Here is a 16823-nt window from a genome sequence, read left to right as displayed (position 1 = left end):
TGACTGAGCCGAACGAGCTGGCAACGATGTATAGAATTAGTGGGTGGCGCTATACAAAAATGTGATTCAGGTTCTTGGCTTATCGCGATAATGCTGGTAGGCAAAATCCTTGATTTAGGTTAAAGTTCATCAATTAAGCTTAATGAGTTAATTTCCTTATGCAACAACGTTTTGTTCATTTACGTGTTCACACCGAGTTTTCTTTGGTTGATGGCTTGACTCGTGTTAAGCCTTTAATGAAGGTTTTACCGTCGCGAGGGATGTGTGCAGTTGCAGTGACTGATTATTGCAATTTGTTTGCGGCTGTGAAGCATTATAAAAGTGCTGTTGATATGGGAATCAAGCCTATTATTGGAAGTGATTTACCTTGTCATGACCCTGAGCAGCCTGAGCGCGTTTCTTCTATGGTTCTTTTATGCCTTAATTCTCAAGGGTATAAAAATTTAACCTGTCTTATTTCCAAAGCGTATCAAGAAGGGCAATATCAAGGGCAACCAAGAGTACAAAACCAATGGATTGAAGAGTACTCAGCAGGACTAATCGCATTATCTGGTGGAAAATTCGGTGATATTGGGCGAGCTTTATTAGCCAATGACGATGCTTTAGCTAAAAGTCGAGCGATGTATTGGCAAACACTTTTCCCCAATCGCTTTTATTTAGAAATTCAACGGACAGGACGACCTGATGAAACCCGCTATAATGAAAAGTTGATTGCTTTAGCCGATGAACTGCAATTGCCGTTAGTTGCAACCAATGATGTGCGTTTTCTTGATCAAGAAGATTTTGAGGCACATGAAGCGCGGGTTTGCATTCATGAAGGGTATACATTGGCTGATCCGAGACGAGTGCAAAAATACAGCGCAGAACAGTACTTGCGATCGGCTGATGAAATGATTGCTTTATTTTCTGATTTGCCATCTGCAATAGAAAATACTGTTGAAATCAGTAAACGATGCACGGTAAAACTGGATTTAGGTAATAATTATTTACCTAATTTTCCTATACCTGATGGGTCTACTGTTGAAAAATATTTATCTCACTTATCACAAGTTGGTTTAGAAGAGCGCTTACTGCAAATATTTAAAAACAAATCGCCTGAAGAATTGCAAGCATCTCGAGAAGAGTACGACAAACGTTTGCAGGTGGAACTCAATGTGATTAATAGCATGGGTTTTGCCGGTTATTTCCTAATTGTGGCTGACTTCATTCAGTGGGCAAAAAAAAATGGTGTGCCAGTTGGTCCAGGACGAGGTTCAGGAGCTGGATCTTTGGTTGCTTATGCATTAAAAATTACCGACTTGGATCCTTTAGAGTATGAATTACTTTTCGAGCGTTTCTTGAACCCAGAACGGGTATCCATGCCTGATTTTGATATCGATTTTTGTATGGAAGGTCGTGATCGGGTTATTGATTATGTAGCCGAAAAATATGGCAGGCAAAGCGTTTCACAAATTATTACCTTTGGTACTATGGCTGCAAAAGCAGTTGTACGCGATGTGGGACGTGTATTAGGTCATCCATATGGCTTTGTTGATAAGTTAGCAAAATTAATCCCTTTTGAGATAGGTATTACATTAAGTAAGGCTTTGGAACAGGAAGAAGAACTAAGGCGTCGTTATGAAGAGGAAGAGGAAGTAAAAGAACTCATTGATCTGGCATTAAAACTGGAAGGGATTACCCGCAATGCAGGAAAACATGCTGGGGGAGTAGTGATTGCGCCATCCCAGCTAACAGATTTTACTGCGATTTATTGTGAAGAGGGATCGACACAAATTGTGAGTCAGTTTGATAAAGATGATGTTGAAGCGGCGGGTTTGGTCAAGTTTGACTTTTTGGGATTACGTACCCTGACAATTATCGATTGGGCATTGGCTACGATAAATAAAAAACGAGCTGCTGAGGGTTTGGCTGTAATTGATATTAGTCAGATTCCAACAGATGATGCTGCGACTTTTGATTTGTTAAAGGCATGTAAAACAACGGCGGTATTTCAGCTGGAATCCCGTGGTATGAAGGAGTTAATTAGCCGTTTACAGCCTGATTGTTTTGAGGACATCATCGCTTTAGTGGCTTTATTCAGACCAGGTCCTTTGCAATCTGGAATGGTAGATGATTTTATTGATCGTAAGCATGGGCGTGCAGTAGTTGATTACCCCCATCCGGATTTGGAGCCAATTTTAAAACCCACTTACGGTGTTATCTTATACCAAGAGCAAGTCATGCAAATTGCGCAGGTTTTAGCAAACTATACTTTGGGTGCTGCTGATTTGTTACGTCGTGCGATGGGAAAGAAAAAGCCCGAGGAAATGGCAAAACAGCGAGAAATTTTTACCCAGGGTGCGACTGCTCGAGGAGTTGATGAAAAGGTTGCAACTCATATTTTTGACTTGATGGAAAAATTTGCGGGTTATGGTTTTAATAAATCGCATTCAGCTGCATATGCATTAGTAGCTTATCAAACTGCCTGGCTTAAAGCACACTATCCGGCGGCATTCATGGCCGCAGTTATGTCCTCAGATATGGATAATACGGATAAAGTGGTTACTTTTATTGATGAATGTGCTCATATGAAATTGAAGATTTTACCTTCATCAATCAACCACTCGATGTATCCGTTTACGGTAGTTGATGATGCCACTATTATTTATGGGCTTGGTGCAATAAAAGGGGTGGGAGAGTCTGCTATTGATTGCATTACTGAGGAGCGTGAAGCAGGCGGAAAATACACCGACTTATTTAGTTTCTGTCAACGACTGGATTTGCGCAAGGTAAACCGACGCGTATTAGAAGCGCTAATTAAAAGTGGCGCTTTTGATGATTGGAATGTGGAACGGGCAATATTAACTGCATCTTTGGAAAAAGCGCTAAAGGTGGCAGAAAAAGAGCATCAAAATCAATCCAGTGGTCAATTTGATTTATTTTCATTACTCGAAGACGATACGAACCAGCAAGACTATGTGCAATGCAAACCCTGGTCCGAGGCGCAACGTCTAGAAGGTGAGCGAGAAGTATTAGGCTTTTATCTAACCGGGCATCCTGCAGATCAATATCGTCGAGAGTTTGGTGACTTTATCGTTTCAATCAGTCAATTAAATCCATCCATGCATAAAAAAGCCATTATTTGTGCACAAATAGTAGGGATTCGCAAGATTGTGACGAAGCGTGGTAAGAAACTTGTGATTCTTGGCATGGATGATTCTACGTCGCGGCTTGATGTTGTTGTATTTGGTGAGCTTTTTGAATCTTCTGCTTCTGGTTTGGCAACTGGTGACATGCTGATTATCGAAGGTGAAGTGGCTCATGATGATTATAATGGCGGTGTAAAAATGACCGCGAACCATCTCTATGATGTACCCACAGCGCGTACTAAATTTGCTCGATGCCTGGAACTACGGTTGCACTCTGGGAATCAGGGGATTTTAAGTTCTATACAAGCATTATTAAAAGCTCATGTTGGGCGTTGTTCCGTGCAACTTTCATACAGTAATGAGTATGCCAGGGCACAGTTGAGTTTGGCGCAGCAATGGCAAGTAATTCCAAGTGATGAACTACTTGGGCTCTTGATGAATCTTTTGGGGGATGAACAAGTTGTTATGAAGTATTAATAGCCTGGGTGAAGCGAAGAAGAAACTCCGGGTTTACGGCTTGCGCCTTCACTCAGGCTACATTTTAAATTTTTAAACCGCTAGCAATTTATCCATTTTTGCTGCACAAATAAAATCATTATGACTCAATCCATTGAGGGCATGGGTCATAAAGCTTACGTGGCAATAGTTATAACCTATTTCTAAATCCGGGTGATGATTTTCAGTATTTGCAATCCAGGCAAGTGCATTAACAAAAGCCATTGTTTCATAAAAATTTTTAAAAGATAAACTGCATTTAATGATTCGGTTATCCGCGCTTACCTCCCATTTTTTATTTAACTGGGGCATTAAATTTTTTATTTGTTCTGCATTTAATGCAGCACCTATGCCTTCACATGATTCACAATGTTTGCTGCTTAAATCACTGGTCATTTTATTTCCTTACTTTAGGATCTGTTGAAAAGTCTACTGCGCTTTTATGAGCTTTTCGAAGCTCTAGAATCACACCATTTTGGCTCAATCTTGCGAATTGTCAACAGACCTTAGTAATTACCCAGCAGATTAAGAAATCGATCATTCTGTTCCTTGGTTCCTACAGTTACTCGTATGTAATTGTTCATCTTATATGGATGCAGAGGCCGCACAATAATCCCTTTATCTAATAAATAGTTATAGAGCAACCCACCGTCCTCTTTACAATCAAAGGTAAGGAAATTGCATGCTGAAGGTAAGTAATCGATATTTAATTGATTAAATCCATCTTTCATTTGCACCATTCCTTCTGCATTGGTTTGCAGGCTTAATTGAATAAATTGATTATCATCCAGGGCTGCATGAGCAGCGGTCAGTGCGACTTGATTTACTGTAAACGGTAACTGGATACGTCGCATGAGATCAACTATTGAGGGATGAGCTATTGCATAACCTAAACGAACACCTGCTAACCCGTATATTTTTGAAAAAGTTCGCGTAATCACCAAATTAGGATGGTGAGCTAACCATTCAATACTATTACAACTTAATTGGGATGCTGCATATTCATAATAAGCTTCATCGACGACCAATAGAGTGCTTTCAGGAATATTTTCTAACAGACGTTTTATTTCTTTTTGACTAATCAGAATACCAGTAGGATTATTCGGATTTGCTAAAAAAATAATACCAGTTTTTGAATTGCATGCTTGAATCAATTTATCCACATTAACATGCCAATCTGGATTGACTTCAATGGAGCGGACAGGAATATTCAAGGTATTGGCTTGAATCGCATAGGTGCTAAATGCATACTCGTGCGTGATGATGTGTTTGTCATTATGCAATGCAAAGCAATTGAGTAGAATAGTATATATATAATCCGAACCATTGCTTAAAAAAAGCTGATCCATATCGATTGCGAGTTTTTTCGCAAGTTTTGGCATTAAAGGATGATTCATTGGTGAGGGATAAGTAGCTAAGACGTGGGGTGATATTTCTTTTATTGCGGCCTGGGCTAAAGGGCTGCAACCTAAAGGATTTTCATTGCTCGCCATTTTAATAATGTCATTGGCGGTAATCCCTTTCTCACGCGCTAGTTCTTCTATAGATTTTCCTGGTTTATAAGGGACTAATGATTGTATGCCTGGATGAGGTAATTGTTGAAAGTTCACTGCCATAAATTTTCCCTAACTAAAAATTTTTTCTCATATTATCCAAGCTTTAGCTTTCTGTCACGAGCTCCTTGAATTAAAAATCATTTGATTTGTTACCGGGTGAGAGCAAAAACACCCGGTATGCGATTATTTTTTTAAAGTTGTTGCAACTAAGTCATTAAAAGCTCGATTGGGAATCAAATCTGCTTCTGTTAAATATTGATAGTCAATAGGACATGTATGTTGTGTTTGTACCCAAAATCGAATTCCTTTCGCAGCAGTTCCTTTATCATCATTAAATGTATGGCCGTGAGAATCAATGAGAGTAGGTGTGCCATTGACTCCTAAAGGCTCTAATGTAATCGGGTCTATGAGATGATTCTTATCTAATGCCGAGGCCCTATCTGAAGCTTGTCCTTTCAATGGACCAAAGATAAGTTGCGCCCATGAAGTCCGGCTATAATAAGCTACTTGTTTATGAAATTCCTCTGAGTGAACCGCATTAGGAGGTACACAACACTCCTGGTTCTGAGCAGAGCTAACAGGAACCTGTCCTGATTTTGCATAAACAAGCGCAATACCATTAAGTACTGCATTCCTACATAATTCAATGAAATCGGTGCATTTGTTCAGAATATAGAGGGGCGGATAGATAAGTACCCCAAGGGTCCAGCCAGCCAGTCCACCTATTGTTAAACAAACCTCAGCAATAAGTTTTGATAAGGGTAAAAAAGGTAAGAAAAATTCAAGCGCTTTTGCAGCAATATAGGGGATGGCAGCGAGTATGATGCCTACAGTAGCAGCTCCTAGATTCCATGCCTTTTGGGAATAACTGCTTGGGGCTTCATAGAAAAGCGATTCGAAAAAAGTTGTATTGCCAATAAAAACAGCAAATTCATCAAGAGAGTCATATAATTTCTTTTTAAGAAAAATAAAGCCTCGAAGCAATAAATCAGGGAAAAATAAAGCAGTGCCAATAATGGCTCCAATTGGGGCACCAATCACAAAACCTAAAACTTCTCCTATCCAACCAAAAACACCGCGCATTACTCCAGTGTGGCGCGTGCCATCTGCATATTCTATGGAAGCGCTATTTTCATTCCAGTAAGAGGTGTAATCGGGGATCCAAAAAATAGCTAAAATAAGGTCTAGGATTACCCCGGGAATACTTGTAATTTCTCTTAAAACAAGACGGGTTAATACATGACCCACAGTCATACCTTTAGTGAAATAGGCATACATCATTTTTTCCCCTTTAGTTTCTAATTATTTGTGGGTGTTTCTATTGTTTGGGCAATTTTAAACGCATTAAAGTTTAATAACAATTCAATGGGTTGTTTATAGTTCACCATGGGTTTTAATTGATCTATTCGTGTTTGTGTCCAGTCGTGTAGGTCTTGAATTTTTATTTCCATGGCGCTAATCTTTGTGTGGCAAACCAACCACAGGAAAATGGAATATGAATGGGCAAAAGGGATTTTCCCTTATTGAAGTATTGGTATCTTTATCATTGATAACAACCTTGACTCTGGCTTTACTACAACAACAAGGGCAGAGTAATCAATTGTTAAATCAATTAATTTTTAGGGTACAAGGTTCTCAATTTCTTGATCAAATCGAAGAAACGCTTGTGGCCAAAGCTTCAAAACTTCCACCAACACCCTCTCCGTATCATTTGGATATACAGTTAAAGAATCAACAATTACTTCTCCATCTTGTATGGTTTGAACAAGTAGGCTCTATAACCCGTCAACATAATCTTATCGGAAGTGGTGAATGAAAAAACAAAGAGGAATCAGTCTGACAGAAGTGTTAATCAGTCTTTTTCTGGCAAGTGCGATTATGACTCCATTAATCCAACTTTATTTAGGTAGTAAGCGTCAATACCTTGAAACAGAAAAAATTTTAGAAACAGGTTTTGATTTACAATGGGTGAGCGATTTACTGAGCGATAGCATTCGACGTGCAGGTTTTACTCCGTGTTTGGGCATTGATCACTTGCAAGTAATTGATCGCAGAAATCATCAAAACAGAATTCATGCACTGCAAGCTGGAAATCAACCGAATCAATTCATTCAAGTAAATCGTATGAGTGAACATTTTGCAAAAATAATCAAAATTCAAGGTACAACAAAAATACTGACTCAGGATCCAGTGATACTCCATAAAAAGCGTCCCATACTCATCTCTGATTGCGAACATGCTGAAATACACGAACTATTTGACTTGGAACAACAAAGTAAAAATTCGCTTGTTACTTTGAACAAACCCCTATTTTTTTCTTATGGCCCCTCAGCATATATTGGTGAGTATCTTGAGGAAAAATGGTTTATTAAGAAAAACATAAATTATGTGGATACGTTACATTATCAGTTGGTACAGACGGAAGAACTAACGCCTTTAATTCATTTCATGCATACTCGAAATCGACACATAAAAGAGAAGCAATTTCTTGAAATTATCATGGGGTTGGATGAGAACAAAATGTATGAGCTAAGGGTTCTGGTGCGTGGCTCATGAGTAGCTCTCTTCGGAAACTCTACTCCAGAGGAGAATTGCTTCGTCGCTACGGTGCTCGAATCCTCATGTACTGGCGTGTACACTCCGGTTCTGCGCGCCGTGGCTCCTTGCACTTCTCTCCCTGGAGCGAGTTTCCGAAGAGAGCAAGTAAGAAACTCTACTCCGGAGGAGAATTGCTTCGTCGCTACGGTGCTCGAATCCTCATGTACTGGCGTGTACACTCCGGTTCTGCGCGCCGTGGCTCCTTGCACTTCTCTCCCTGGAGCGAGTTTCCGAAGAGAGCAAGTAAGAAACTCTATTCCAGAGGAGAATTGCTTCGTCGCTACGGTGCTCGAATCCTCATGTACTGGCGTGTACACTCCGGTTCTGCGCTCCGTGGCTCCTCGCACTTCCCACTCTGGAGCGGGTTGCCGAAGAGATCCATTAGAAAAAATCAAGGATTTATTTTATTAGTGACTTTACTTATTATCAGTGTGATTAGTTTGCTTATTTTGACTTCGATGCAGCATGTTTTACTGTACTACAAGACAATAAATAAACAAGAAGTATTGCACCAGAATTTTTATCAACTTGAGGGTGTGGCATTGCGATTGCTGCAACAACAACCCGTATTGAATTCAGAGTGTCTGATGCGTTCAGACTCTGCAAATCAAGTGATACATAATTTACTTGAATACAAAGGATGCTCCTTAAAAAGTGGTTTAGCTCAATACAAATATTATATTGAGGATTTAGGGGAGTTTCCGTGTTTGGTTGTTCGTTATAAAGGGCGAAAATCAGCGTCGCATCATCAACGTGTGACTGTTGCTTCTTTTGAAGATGGGTCTCCTGCATCTCTACTGCAAATAAGGCTTATTAGCGCGGGAAGGGCGATCCCTTGTCTTGCTACGGAACATGCTGCTCCTCTTGGAGTGAGCAGCTGGCGATATTTGCCTTCTGTATAAATAAATTTTATTAAATAGAGAGTCTGTTTACATTTCGTGAGTTTGAGCCAAAATAACTGGAGTTCCGAGTATCGAGGTGCAGCATACAAGAGGTATATACATCGAATCGCAGAAAATCAGGTCAGTTTGGACCCAGGATAGTAGAAATGTAGACAGACTCTAATATTATCTTGAGCTGTATCAAACCTAGTTGTATTGTAATAGCTATGATAAATAGAGAGGCTTTTCGGTGCGTCTACAAAATATTTCTAAATTTAAGTATTGGCCACAAATGGCTGTGCTTGCTTTTTTGTTGGCAGGATATGTTGCTTACCGTTATTTGGCCTATTATGACACGCGCTCTAATGATGCCTATGTTTCAGCTCATTTAGTCAACATGGCCGCTTTGGTTTCTGGCTCGGTAACGAGAATCTATGTTAAGGACAACCAGAGGGTGAAAAAAGGAGATAAACTTATTGAAATTGATTCTCTTCCATATGTTTATGCAGTACAACAAGCTAAGTCCAAGTTAAATAGTGCTCAATTGAATTTTGATAAGGACAAGGCAGATGTTGCTAAAGCACAACTTACGATCGCGCGAGCCCATTTCGAATTAGATAACGCAAATTATCTTCTAAATCATACTATCCTTGTAGCACCTGAGGATGGGTACATCACCAATTTTAATTTACGCATAGGTCAGTATATTAAAAAAGGGGAAGGACTATTTGCACTTATCGAAACCAAACAGTGGTGGGTCGTTACTCGTTATAGAGAAACAGCACTTCGTTTGATTCAGCCTGGGGATAAGGCAAAAATTATGATTGATATGTATCCAGGAAAAGTTTTCCATGGACACGTAGACAGCATTGGGTGGGGGATTAATCGGGTGCAAAGAGGTAATGTTGTTCCTTCAACGCTGATTTATTCACCAGCAACCGAAGATTGGATTCGTATTGCGCAACGTTTTCCAGTGCGAATTTCTATCGATGATTTATCTGATGAATATCCTCTGCGTATCGGTGCTAGTGCAACTACCATTACATACAGGTGAGCAGTGTTTTTCTGGCCTCAAACTGTTGAAAACAGAGCTGCCATAAGAACAGCACTTGCTGCATTAATTGCCGTTTTGATTTCATTTAAATTTCATCTGGAAACACCATTTTGGTCAGCTATGAGTGTTGTTATCGTTTCCAATTTATATACTGGCAACATCATTGATAAAGCCTCAATGCGTATTATTGGTACTCTTGCGGGAGCGTTTTTGGGGTTCTATATTGCAGGATTGGTCGCCAACAGTTTTTTACTCTATTTGCTTTCTTGCTTTTTAATCGTGTGCATGGGTTCATATTATTACAGCTTCAGTGCTAATGGTTATGCTTATTTATTAGGGGCGCTTTGTGCTTTTATAATTGTTTCGCAAATTGCGATGAATCCACAAAATGCGTTTTTCGTGGCTATTTGGAGACCTGTTGAGATTGGGATTGGCGTTTTGGTAGCAGCCATCAGCGCCTATTTTATTTTTCCCAATCATTTAAAGGATAATATTACCGTACAACTTCATTGTATTTTTACTGATTTTTCAATCGAATTGGATCAATTACTTACTATGCTGGTTGAGGGTAAGCCCGATTTTGACTTGTTATCACAAAGCACCCTAAAGATAAAAAGAAAAGTACGTAAAGCTGTAGAGCTTATTGGGGCAATGATTCATGAGTTGGGCGTGACTAAAGCCAGAGTTGATCAGGTGCGTGCTTTATTGGATACTTTTTATGATTTATCACGACAGTTACAGTACCTGATTCTTATTTCTCCACGGCATCATGATTTAACCTTTGTACAATCATTATCTATGAAGCCTGTATTGAATGCGATTCAATCAGATTTGACCCAACTACAGATGGCTTTTTCTAATCACTTAGATGCTCCAAAAGAATTAAAAACGGGACCTGCAATTGCAGAACTGGAAAAATATGTGAAACAGAAACAAGGGAATGGGGATATGTACTCTTTTTTGACTCCAGATGCACATAGTGGCATTGAAAGGCAACAATTCATTTTTAAAAGTAATTTTGTCTATGCATTGATCCATTTCCTACATCAAGTGAATCAAAGTCTTCTTTTGATGCAGTCTTTATTGAGCCGCATTCCTCATGGCATGACAGCAAAACATCATGTCTTAAAAACACAGGAACGGATTCGTACGGATATCGATGTAATTAAACGCAGCATTAAAGCAGGGCTCTCGGTTATTTTGGCTTTAGGTTTTTGGATGGTAAGTAATTGGTCTGGTGGTTTAAATGGAATTATCAGTAGTCTTGTGCTTTCTATTCGTAAACATCTTTTTGAAATGAAAAGTGTGAGCATTCATCGTTTACTTGGTTGTATTTGGGGGGGAGGGATCGCTTTATTTTCTTTGTTTCTCATTAAAATGACACTCTATGATTTCATTTTAATATTCTTTTTTTCAATTTGGGGATTTTCTTATTTTATGTTCAAGTTACCCCAATATTCTTATGTTGGGTTACAGGCCAATATCGCTTTGATTATTTCTCTTGCCCAAGAAGGAGGACCTCCTGTTTATTTAACGCCTCCATTACAGCGCTTGGGTGGAATAATCATTGGAATTGTTGCGAGTTTTATTGTGGCAAATCTTATTTGGCGCTCCGATGTTTGGACTATGCTAAATCGTTACCTTAATAAACTCTATATTTATATGGGGCAAAATTTAAAGCAAATTCTCCTATCCTCAGCAAACCAAATAAAACTGCATGATTTGGCAAATTTGTTTTGGTCTTCCCGGGGATTGCTTGAGTCGCTTGCTGATGAGCCGCTAAGCACCAAAAAACAGAATCTGCTAACAGAGCTGACAAAACGTTTTGAATCTTTAGTAATAATACAAGCAACTATAAGCCACATTTTATTAGCTATTGATCGAGAAAAAGTTGAAAAAACAGCCCAATTATTAGGATATGAATTATCTTCTTATGAAAAAGCGATTTGGAATGCTTTTGAAGAACACGATGCGGCACATGGACTGAAATTAAGCCATCAGTTACAAGATTTGTTATCAGAAATGGATAAAAAAATAATATTTTTCCAAATTTCCGATGACGATTTAAGAGGATTTTTAGCCTATCTAAACGCTTTAAATCAATTGGTTTTACACATTCACTAAATTTTTTTTGTAGGGCATCTTGTTGCAGTTCTTTTATTTGTACGTTCCAAAAAAATTCATTAAAATCAGATTATTATTAAATGCAGCTTTTACACATTAATAGTTTTTGACAAGAGATTAATGTTTAAATTTTGCCTTTGTTTGTTGCAAAACATTCCATAACGTGTAAAAATTGTCCGCCTATGAAAACGAAAATAATCTCTATTACAATTTTTTTAGCCTTAATTGCCTTGAGTAGTTTCGTGTGGTGGTTTTGGCCAGTAAAGCAACCATCAACCATGTTCAGGCAAGCTGATTTTGACCGGTTACCTGGTTGGAAATCAGCGGATCTAAAAAAGTCTTTACTGACTTTTCAGACTTCCTGCCGTGCTTTTATCAAGCAAAACCCGGATCAGATTGTCGGGACGGATCAGATTAATTTACAAGTAAAAGATTGGCAACCGGCGTGTAAAGCGGCTTTAAAAATTTCTCCCGAAGCTGAAAATGAAGCAAAACAGTTTTTTGAAAAATGGTTTATTCCGGTAGAGTTTACTGACACCGGTGCAAAACCTGGCTTATTTACAGGTTATTATGTGCCTTCAATTAAAGGAAGCTATACTAAATCCAAAGAGTTCCATGTTCCTCTTTATGAAACTCCAGATGATCTTATAACTGCTGATTTAGGTATGTTTTTTAATGATTTTAAAAGTCGTGGCATTGTAGGTCGGGTAGAAGGAAAAAAATTCGTCCCTTATTACACTCGTGAACAAATTAATCATGGTGCACTTAAGGGTAAGGCTCGCGTTTTAGTATGGATTAATAGTCCTATAGATCGTTTGTTTTTGGAAATTCAAGGTTCAGGAGTAATTGAACTTGAAGATGGTAATAACCTTTATGTTGGTTATGATGCCCAAAATGGCAAACCTTATACTGCGATTGCAGGGGTATTGATCAAAAAAGGGGTTATGACTAAAGATAATGCGTCCATGCAGGCAATAAAACGTTATTTGGAAGCACATCCCAAACAGATGGATAAAGTGATCAATCAAAATAAATCTTTTGTTTTCTTCCGTAAAATGTCGGATGGAGTCGCCTTAGGTTCACAAGGTGTTGCTTTAACACCTGGTTATTCGCTGGCTATTGATAAGCAATGGGTGCCTATGGGCGCTCCTCTTTGGCTCAGTACTACGCGTCCTGATAGCAAGAATCCTGATAAAAATAAACCTATGCAGCGTTTGATGATTGCTCAAGATACTGGTGGTGCAATACGTGGCAAAGTTCGTGGAGATGTTTTTTGGGGCGGTGGTGAAAGAGCCACGTTAATTGCAGGTCATATGAAGAATCAGGGGCATTACTGGATTCTTCTGCCTAAACATGCAATATCTCGCCTTGAGAAAAATAAATTGATTTCTGGATAATTTACTCGCGGGGGATCCATTGATTTTATGTGATTTTCTGGATCCCGCGCACAGCACGCAAGCGAGTGAGATATAGGGAAAGACTGTCTAATTAAATTTGATGAGCATTTGTTTTACTTACATAGGGCTTTTGCCCTGACTCTTTTAGTGGTGGAATCACACTATTTAATGCTTCTGTATTATTATTCAATGATTGAGCTGTATTGTCTTTCAAAGCATCGGCTAAGCTAATAAATCTATATCCATTTTTTCGATACATTTCAATGATGTCTTCTAAACATAAACTGTTAAGAAGATTTGCATGGATTAATAGAATTTGTTTGACATTTTTTCCTTTAGCATTTTTCTCAGCTCTTAATGTTTGTTGCCAAATATAAGCCAAATAACGTTTTTTAAATGCGGGTAGATTTTGAGCTCTTTTTCTATAAGGTATCCTGTAGAAACGTGCGTTAAACTCATAATCTTTACTGTCGATCGTTACTGGGGCAATAGTGTATTGATGTGCGGCCAGGTAGTCATACACTTTTTGTTTTTTTTGACCAGTACCTTCGGCCAGGTAGGGATAACGAAAATATTTAGGTTCTGTCAGTACAGGCGCTAAGGCAGTATCAGCACGATCGATGTCCGCGATGTACTTATCGGCACTCATGTTATTCAAGCTTTTATGAGTATAAGTGTGATTACCTAGAGCAAAGCCTTGATTACGGAATGTTTCTAAAAGATCCCATTCATTTTTCGCAACAGCTTCACCAATGACGAATCCAGTAGCTGGGACTTGATTATTAACAAGAGCATTAACTATGGCCATAAATCGAGCTTGAGTTCTTTTCAGGCTTGCGGGTGTGCTGGAACCAGAACCAACAAAGGGTAAATCATCAATGGTAATCGCAATTTCTTTTTCTTCAGCAAAACATGGAGAATTAAGTAGACAAAACAAAAACGTTACACCGGCCCATCGAAGTAACATGATATCCCCTAATTTATTTTTATTATTTAAAAATAACTATAGTAGACATTTTTCAAAAAAGTATAATTTTTTTATAATTTCTTATTTATTATGAATATTTTTAATGATAAACTGATTGATTTTTTATTCGAAATACATAGGATTGAAAACTGTTATTGTTCTAATTTTTGTTTTGTTTTTCGTAATCCTTCGAATATAGGTTCAGAAATACTGTTAGGGAAGGAGGAAGGGAGTTTTTTTGAGACTTCCTGGATAACAGAATCTGTTTGTTCCAGCATTTCATTAAGGATGATTTCAGCTCTTTCTGGAGAGTAACTTGTTTCTTTTGCGGTGTCTATAAAATGCCGTCGTTGGAGGGTATGCCAGTGATAATGATTGTTTTTACCTTTTAAGGCCATTGCCATTTTAATTTTCTGAATTTGTAGTTGCCTTTTCTTTATCAGCGGATATGCAGACATGATGTCGTATAGAGGTGTTAGTCTGTACTTTCCTTCAGGCTCAATAAAAAGACTGAAATTTTTAGCATGGCCATCAATCCCAGCAATGAGCCAGAAAAAAACCTGAGCACGATAAAACATATCGCGGTCTAAAAGCGGGTGTGCTGAACCGAGCAATACTTGCATAATTTCTTTAATACCAGGGCCACCATCCGATTGATATTTGATGTTGTAAGAAACGCCTAATGCTTGACATAGGTCCTCTTGAGGTAAACGCATGATCCAACTTTTATCCCGAGATAACCTGCGATCAAAGCGTTTTACTGATAAAACCTTTATCTCTTCAAAATGCAGAATCTCACAGTCGGCTGCCGGTAATCCATAGCTTTTTGCAAGAAGAGAGCACAGCCATTCGTTCTCACAACTGTCTCGTAAATCCATCTGTTGGTGAGCGATAATGCCAATGGGTAATTTAAAAATATGTGTGGTTGGCGTTTCTTGAAGCGGCTCGCACCATTGGTTTTCATGATATAAAAAAGCAGTTTTTTCTTGAGCCCCCGCAATAGAAATTCGGAAGTCCTTTTCTTCTAGACTCATCCCTAGGGGATTTATTTGATAATTTCGTAAAATTGAAGCGATTTTTTGCTCTGTTAATGGCTTATATTTAATTTTTTTCTCAAATTCAGCCAATGGACCTGTAATGAGCTGAATGGCTCCTACACAATCCCTGCCGATACCCGCCAGCAGATCAAAAGGTTGGCTGGTTGCTATTTGAAATCGTGCTTGTATTCGTGCGCGGATTTGTTGATTATCAGGGAGCAGATTATCAAAAAAATTATATACTACATCGCCAGCATAGGTTTGTTCAACGAGCGGTAATGATAAGGAAATGGGGCGGGCTCCTGTTTGATTTAACCAGTCTTGATGATAAGTAAACCTCAATCCTCCCTGAGATGTTTTCTCAAGCATTCCCACCAAAATTCCATTCATTAGGACATAAAGAATTTGATTTTTCTTTACCATTCATCGTTCCATTGATTAGTTGCTCTATTAGACTGACTTTTTGCTGATATTTTTAAATCCAAACCAAGCGCGGATAATATGCGAAATAAAGTGCTTAATCTCATGTTTTCTGGATTATTTTCGATTGCGGAAATGGTTTTTTGTTTTAAACCTACCAAAGCAGCAACTTCTGCCTGGCTTAATTTCAGTTTTTTTCGTTGATTTTTTATCAACAACGCCAGCTCCAGAGAAGAGTGAATCAGCATAAATGTTCCTGAATAAAATTGATACCTTATTGGGGATATTTCTAATTATATACCCTAAAGTGGATAATTTCAATTTTATCCCTTTAAAGGTATAGTTTTAATTTTATACCTTAAATGGGATGAAGTAAGTTGGATGTCTAAAAGCTGCTGGAGATAAGGCAATATTATTTCACCCAGCAGTAAATACTTAATTTACCGCAGATAGAGTTATTGAAATAAAGGTTCTTGCTTTGTGACCAGTTCATCAGAGATTGAAGTTTTCATGGATGAGGAATTTCTCAGAGTACTCACAGATTCTTTCATTGAATTCGTGCTTGCCTTAGCTAACTCTTCTGAAAATCGTTTATAAAAACCAGCCCAACCTTCGGCTACTGAAGTTTGGCCCATGCTGCTTACCGTATCGATTAGTCCTTCTCCTTTATTAAATCCGTGGGGTATACCCTCGAGCAATCCTAAAACGCCACTTAGTACCGCTTTTCCATAAGCTTTCATCGTGAGCCAAACCTTCTCCCCTAAATTTTTTGATGAATTATCTAGAAGTGCATTAAAGTTTTTTGCTGTTTCTATTACATCCTTACCTAAATCTGCCAACAATTTATAATCTGCCCTGTCATTCCCAGTAAAGAATTCATTGATCTTATGCATCAATTTCAATCCACCATTGAGAAGTTCATAACCAGCGATAGTCAGGCTTAAAACTCTGAGTGATCCTAATTTCTGAGAAAGGGTTTCTTCATCATCTTGGTCTAAGTTTTCTTCTAATGTCTTTAAGTATTCTAGAATAGTTTTAGAAACATGATTCCTTACATCAGTAAAATCTTGTGGTTCGTCAATTGAGCTTTCTGGTATCTGGTGCGCTTTACGCATTTCCTTGATTAACTGATGGGCTTTTTCATTATTCGAAGGCATAAAATGCTC

At 38.5% G+C, this 16823-nt stretch carries 15 protein-coding genes; 7 read left to right on the top strand and 8 right to left on the bottom strand.

Going from position 1 to position 16823, the window contains the following annotated elements; genetic code table 11:
- Nucleotides 1-158 precede the first annotated feature (158 nt).
- Nucleotides 159-3605: a DNA polymerase III subunit alpha gene (dnaE, locus tag FOLKNPGA_RS11490; protein WP_182350038.1), complete on the top strand. Its 3447-nt coding sequence runs from the start codon at nucleotides 159-161 to the stop codon at nucleotides 3603-3605.
- 72 nt (nucleotides 3606-3677) lie between these two features.
- Here dnaE and FOLKNPGA_RS11485 read toward each other — a convergent pair whose 3' ends face one another.
- The 4 genes from FOLKNPGA_RS11485 to FOLKNPGA_RS11470 all read right to left on the bottom strand — a co-directional run bounded on the left by FOLKNPGA_RS11485 (nucleotide 3678) and on the right by FOLKNPGA_RS11470 (nucleotide 6630).
- Nucleotides 3678-4019 (bottom strand): 4a-hydroxytetrahydrobiopterin dehydratase, encoded by a 342-nt coding sequence (locus FOLKNPGA_RS11485; RefSeq protein ID WP_182350037.1) that lies wholly within the window; start codon nucleotides 4017-4019, stop codon nucleotides 3678-3680.
- A gap of 110 nt (nucleotides 4020-4129) precedes the next feature.
- On the bottom strand, nucleotides 4130-5239 hold the full coding sequence (hisC, locus tag FOLKNPGA_RS11480; RefSeq protein WP_182350036.1) for a histidinol-phosphate transaminase: 1110 nt from the start codon (nucleotides 5237-5239) through the stop codon (nucleotides 4130-4132).
- A 123-nt stretch (nucleotides 5240-5362) separates the two neighbouring features.
- Entirely contained in the window at nucleotides 5363-6460 is a 1098-nt protein-coding gene (locus FOLKNPGA_RS11475) for a hypothetical protein (protein ID WP_232891156.1), read from the bottom strand.
- A 17-nt stretch (nucleotides 6461-6477) separates the two neighbouring features.
- Nucleotides 6478-6630 carry a hypothetical protein gene (locus FOLKNPGA_RS11470; RefSeq protein ID WP_182350035.1) on the bottom strand — a complete coding sequence of 51 codons (153 nt, stop codon included), beginning with the start codon at nucleotides 6628-6630 and terminating at the stop codon, nucleotides 6478-6480.
- Nucleotides 6631-6674: 44 nt separating this feature from the next.
- Between FOLKNPGA_RS11470 and FOLKNPGA_RS11465 the strand changes: the two genes are divergently transcribed.
- The 6 genes from FOLKNPGA_RS11465 (at nucleotide 6675) to FOLKNPGA_RS11440 (ending at nucleotide 13233) form a co-directional block, all read left to right on the top strand.
- A complete protein-coding gene (locus FOLKNPGA_RS11465; protein WP_182350034.1) occupies nucleotides 6675-6995 on the top strand; it encodes a prepilin-type N-terminal cleavage/methylation domain-containing protein in 321 nt (106 codons plus the stop codon).
- Nucleotides 6992-7735: a PilW family protein gene (locus FOLKNPGA_RS11460; protein WP_182350033.1), complete on the top strand. Its 744-nt coding sequence runs from the start codon at nucleotides 6992-6994 to the stop codon at nucleotides 7733-7735. The genes FOLKNPGA_RS11465 and FOLKNPGA_RS11460 overlap by 4 nt, the downstream gene beginning before the upstream one ends.
- Nucleotides 7732-8679 carry a hypothetical protein gene (locus tag FOLKNPGA_RS18990; RefSeq protein WP_255465966.1) on the top strand — a complete coding sequence of 316 codons (948 nt, stop codon included), beginning with the start codon at nucleotides 7732-7734 and terminating at the stop codon, nucleotides 8677-8679. Before FOLKNPGA_RS11460 ends, FOLKNPGA_RS18990 begins: the two co-directional genes overlap by 4 nt.
- 229 nt (nucleotides 8680-8908) lie before the next feature.
- The gene (locus FOLKNPGA_RS11450) at nucleotides 8909-9712 is read left to right on the top strand and encodes an efflux RND transporter periplasmic adaptor subunit (RefSeq protein WP_232891152.1); all 804 of its coding nucleotides are present in this window, start codon (nucleotides 8909-8911) and stop codon (nucleotides 9710-9712) included.
- A gap of 3 nt (nucleotides 9713-9715) precedes the next feature.
- Nucleotides 9716-11836 (top strand): FUSC family protein, encoded by a 2121-nt coding sequence (locus FOLKNPGA_RS11445; RefSeq protein ID WP_182350032.1) that lies wholly within the window; start codon nucleotides 9716-9718, stop codon nucleotides 11834-11836.
- Nucleotides 11837-12018: 182 nt separating this feature from the next.
- Nucleotides 12019-13233, top strand: coding sequence for a murein transglycosylase A (locus FOLKNPGA_RS11440; protein ID WP_182350031.1), 1215 nt, complete (start codon nucleotides 12019-12021; stop codon nucleotides 13231-13233).
- 91 nt (nucleotides 13234-13324) lie between these two features.
- Here FOLKNPGA_RS11440 and FOLKNPGA_RS11435 read toward each other — a convergent pair whose 3' ends face one another.
- From FOLKNPGA_RS11435 to FOLKNPGA_RS11420, 4 genes are all read right to left on the bottom strand, one after another.
- The gene (locus FOLKNPGA_RS11435) at nucleotides 13325-14200 is read right to left on the bottom strand and encodes a polysaccharide deacetylase family protein (RefSeq protein ID WP_182350030.1); all 876 of its coding nucleotides are present in this window, start codon (nucleotides 14198-14200) and stop codon (nucleotides 13325-13327) included.
- A 152-nt stretch (nucleotides 14201-14352) separates the two neighbouring features.
- A complete protein-coding gene (locus FOLKNPGA_RS11430; protein ID WP_182350029.1) occupies nucleotides 14353-15660 on the bottom strand; it encodes a type II toxin-antitoxin system HipA family toxin in 1308 nt (435 codons plus the stop codon).
- The gene (locus tag FOLKNPGA_RS11425; protein WP_182350028.1) at nucleotides 15654-15905 is read right to left on the bottom strand and encodes a helix-turn-helix domain-containing protein; all 252 of its coding nucleotides are present in this window, start codon (nucleotides 15903-15905) and stop codon (nucleotides 15654-15656) included. Before FOLKNPGA_RS11425 ends, FOLKNPGA_RS11430 begins: the two co-directional genes overlap by 7 nt.
- A gap of 207 nt (nucleotides 15906-16112) precedes the next feature.
- Entirely contained in the window at nucleotides 16113-16814 is a 702-nt protein-coding gene (locus FOLKNPGA_RS11420) for a hypothetical protein (RefSeq protein WP_182350027.1), read from the bottom strand.
- Between the last annotated feature and the right edge of the window lie 9 nt (nucleotides 16815-16823).

The organism is Legionella sp. PC1000 (assembly GCF_014109805.1).
GTDB lineage: Bacteria > Pseudomonadota > Gammaproteobacteria > Legionellales > Legionellaceae > Legionella > Legionella resiliens.
The sequence above is the reverse complement of the archived record's forward strand: the minus strand, read 5'-3'. Positions and strand labels throughout refer to the sequence as shown.

Coding starts and splice junctions, on each gene's coding strand:
- dnaE (WP_182350038.1), top strand. CDS start 159: ATGCAACAACGTTTTGTTCATTTACGTGTTCACACCGAGTTTTCTTTG.
- FOLKNPGA_RS11485 (WP_182350037.1), bottom strand. CDS start 4,019: ATGACCAGTGATTTAAGCAGCAAACATTGTGAATCATGTGAAGGCATA.
- hisC (WP_182350036.1), bottom strand. CDS start 5,239: ATGGCAGTGAACTTTCAACAATTACCTCATCCAGGCATACAATCATTA.
- FOLKNPGA_RS11475 (WP_232891156.1), bottom strand. CDS start 6,460: ATGATGTATGCCTATTTCACTAAAGGTATGACTGTGGGTCATGTATTA.
- FOLKNPGA_RS11470 (WP_182350035.1), bottom strand. CDS start 6,630: ATGGAAATAAAAATTCAAGACCTACACGACTGGACACAAACACGAATA.
- FOLKNPGA_RS11465 (WP_182350034.1), top strand. CDS start 6,675: ATGAATGGGCAAAAGGGATTTTCCCTTATTGAAGTATTGGTATCTTTA.
- FOLKNPGA_RS11460 (WP_182350033.1), top strand. CDS start 6,992: ATGAAAAAACAAAGAGGAATCAGTCTGACAGAAGTGTTAATCAGTCTT.
- FOLKNPGA_RS18990 (WP_255465966.1), top strand. CDS start 7,732: ATGAGTAGCTCTCTTCGGAAACTCTACTCCAGAGGAGAATTGCTTCGT.
- FOLKNPGA_RS11440 (WP_182350031.1), top strand. CDS start 12,019: ATGAAAACGAAAATAATCTCTATTACAATTTTTTTAGCCTTAATTGCC.
- FOLKNPGA_RS11435 (WP_182350030.1), bottom strand. CDS start 14,200: ATGTTACTTCGATGGGCCGGTGTAACGTTTTTGTTTTGTCTACTTAAT.
- FOLKNPGA_RS11430 (WP_182350029.1), bottom strand. CDS start 15,660: ATGGTAAAGAAAAATCAAATTCTTTATGTCCTAATGAATGGAATTTTG.
- FOLKNPGA_RS11425 (WP_182350028.1), bottom strand. CDS start 15,905: ATGCTGATTCACTCTTCTCTGGAGCTGGCGTTGTTGATAAAAAATCAA.
- FOLKNPGA_RS11420 (WP_182350027.1), bottom strand. CDS start 16,814: ATGCCTTCGAATAATGAAAAAGCCCATCAGTTAATCAAGGAAATGCGT.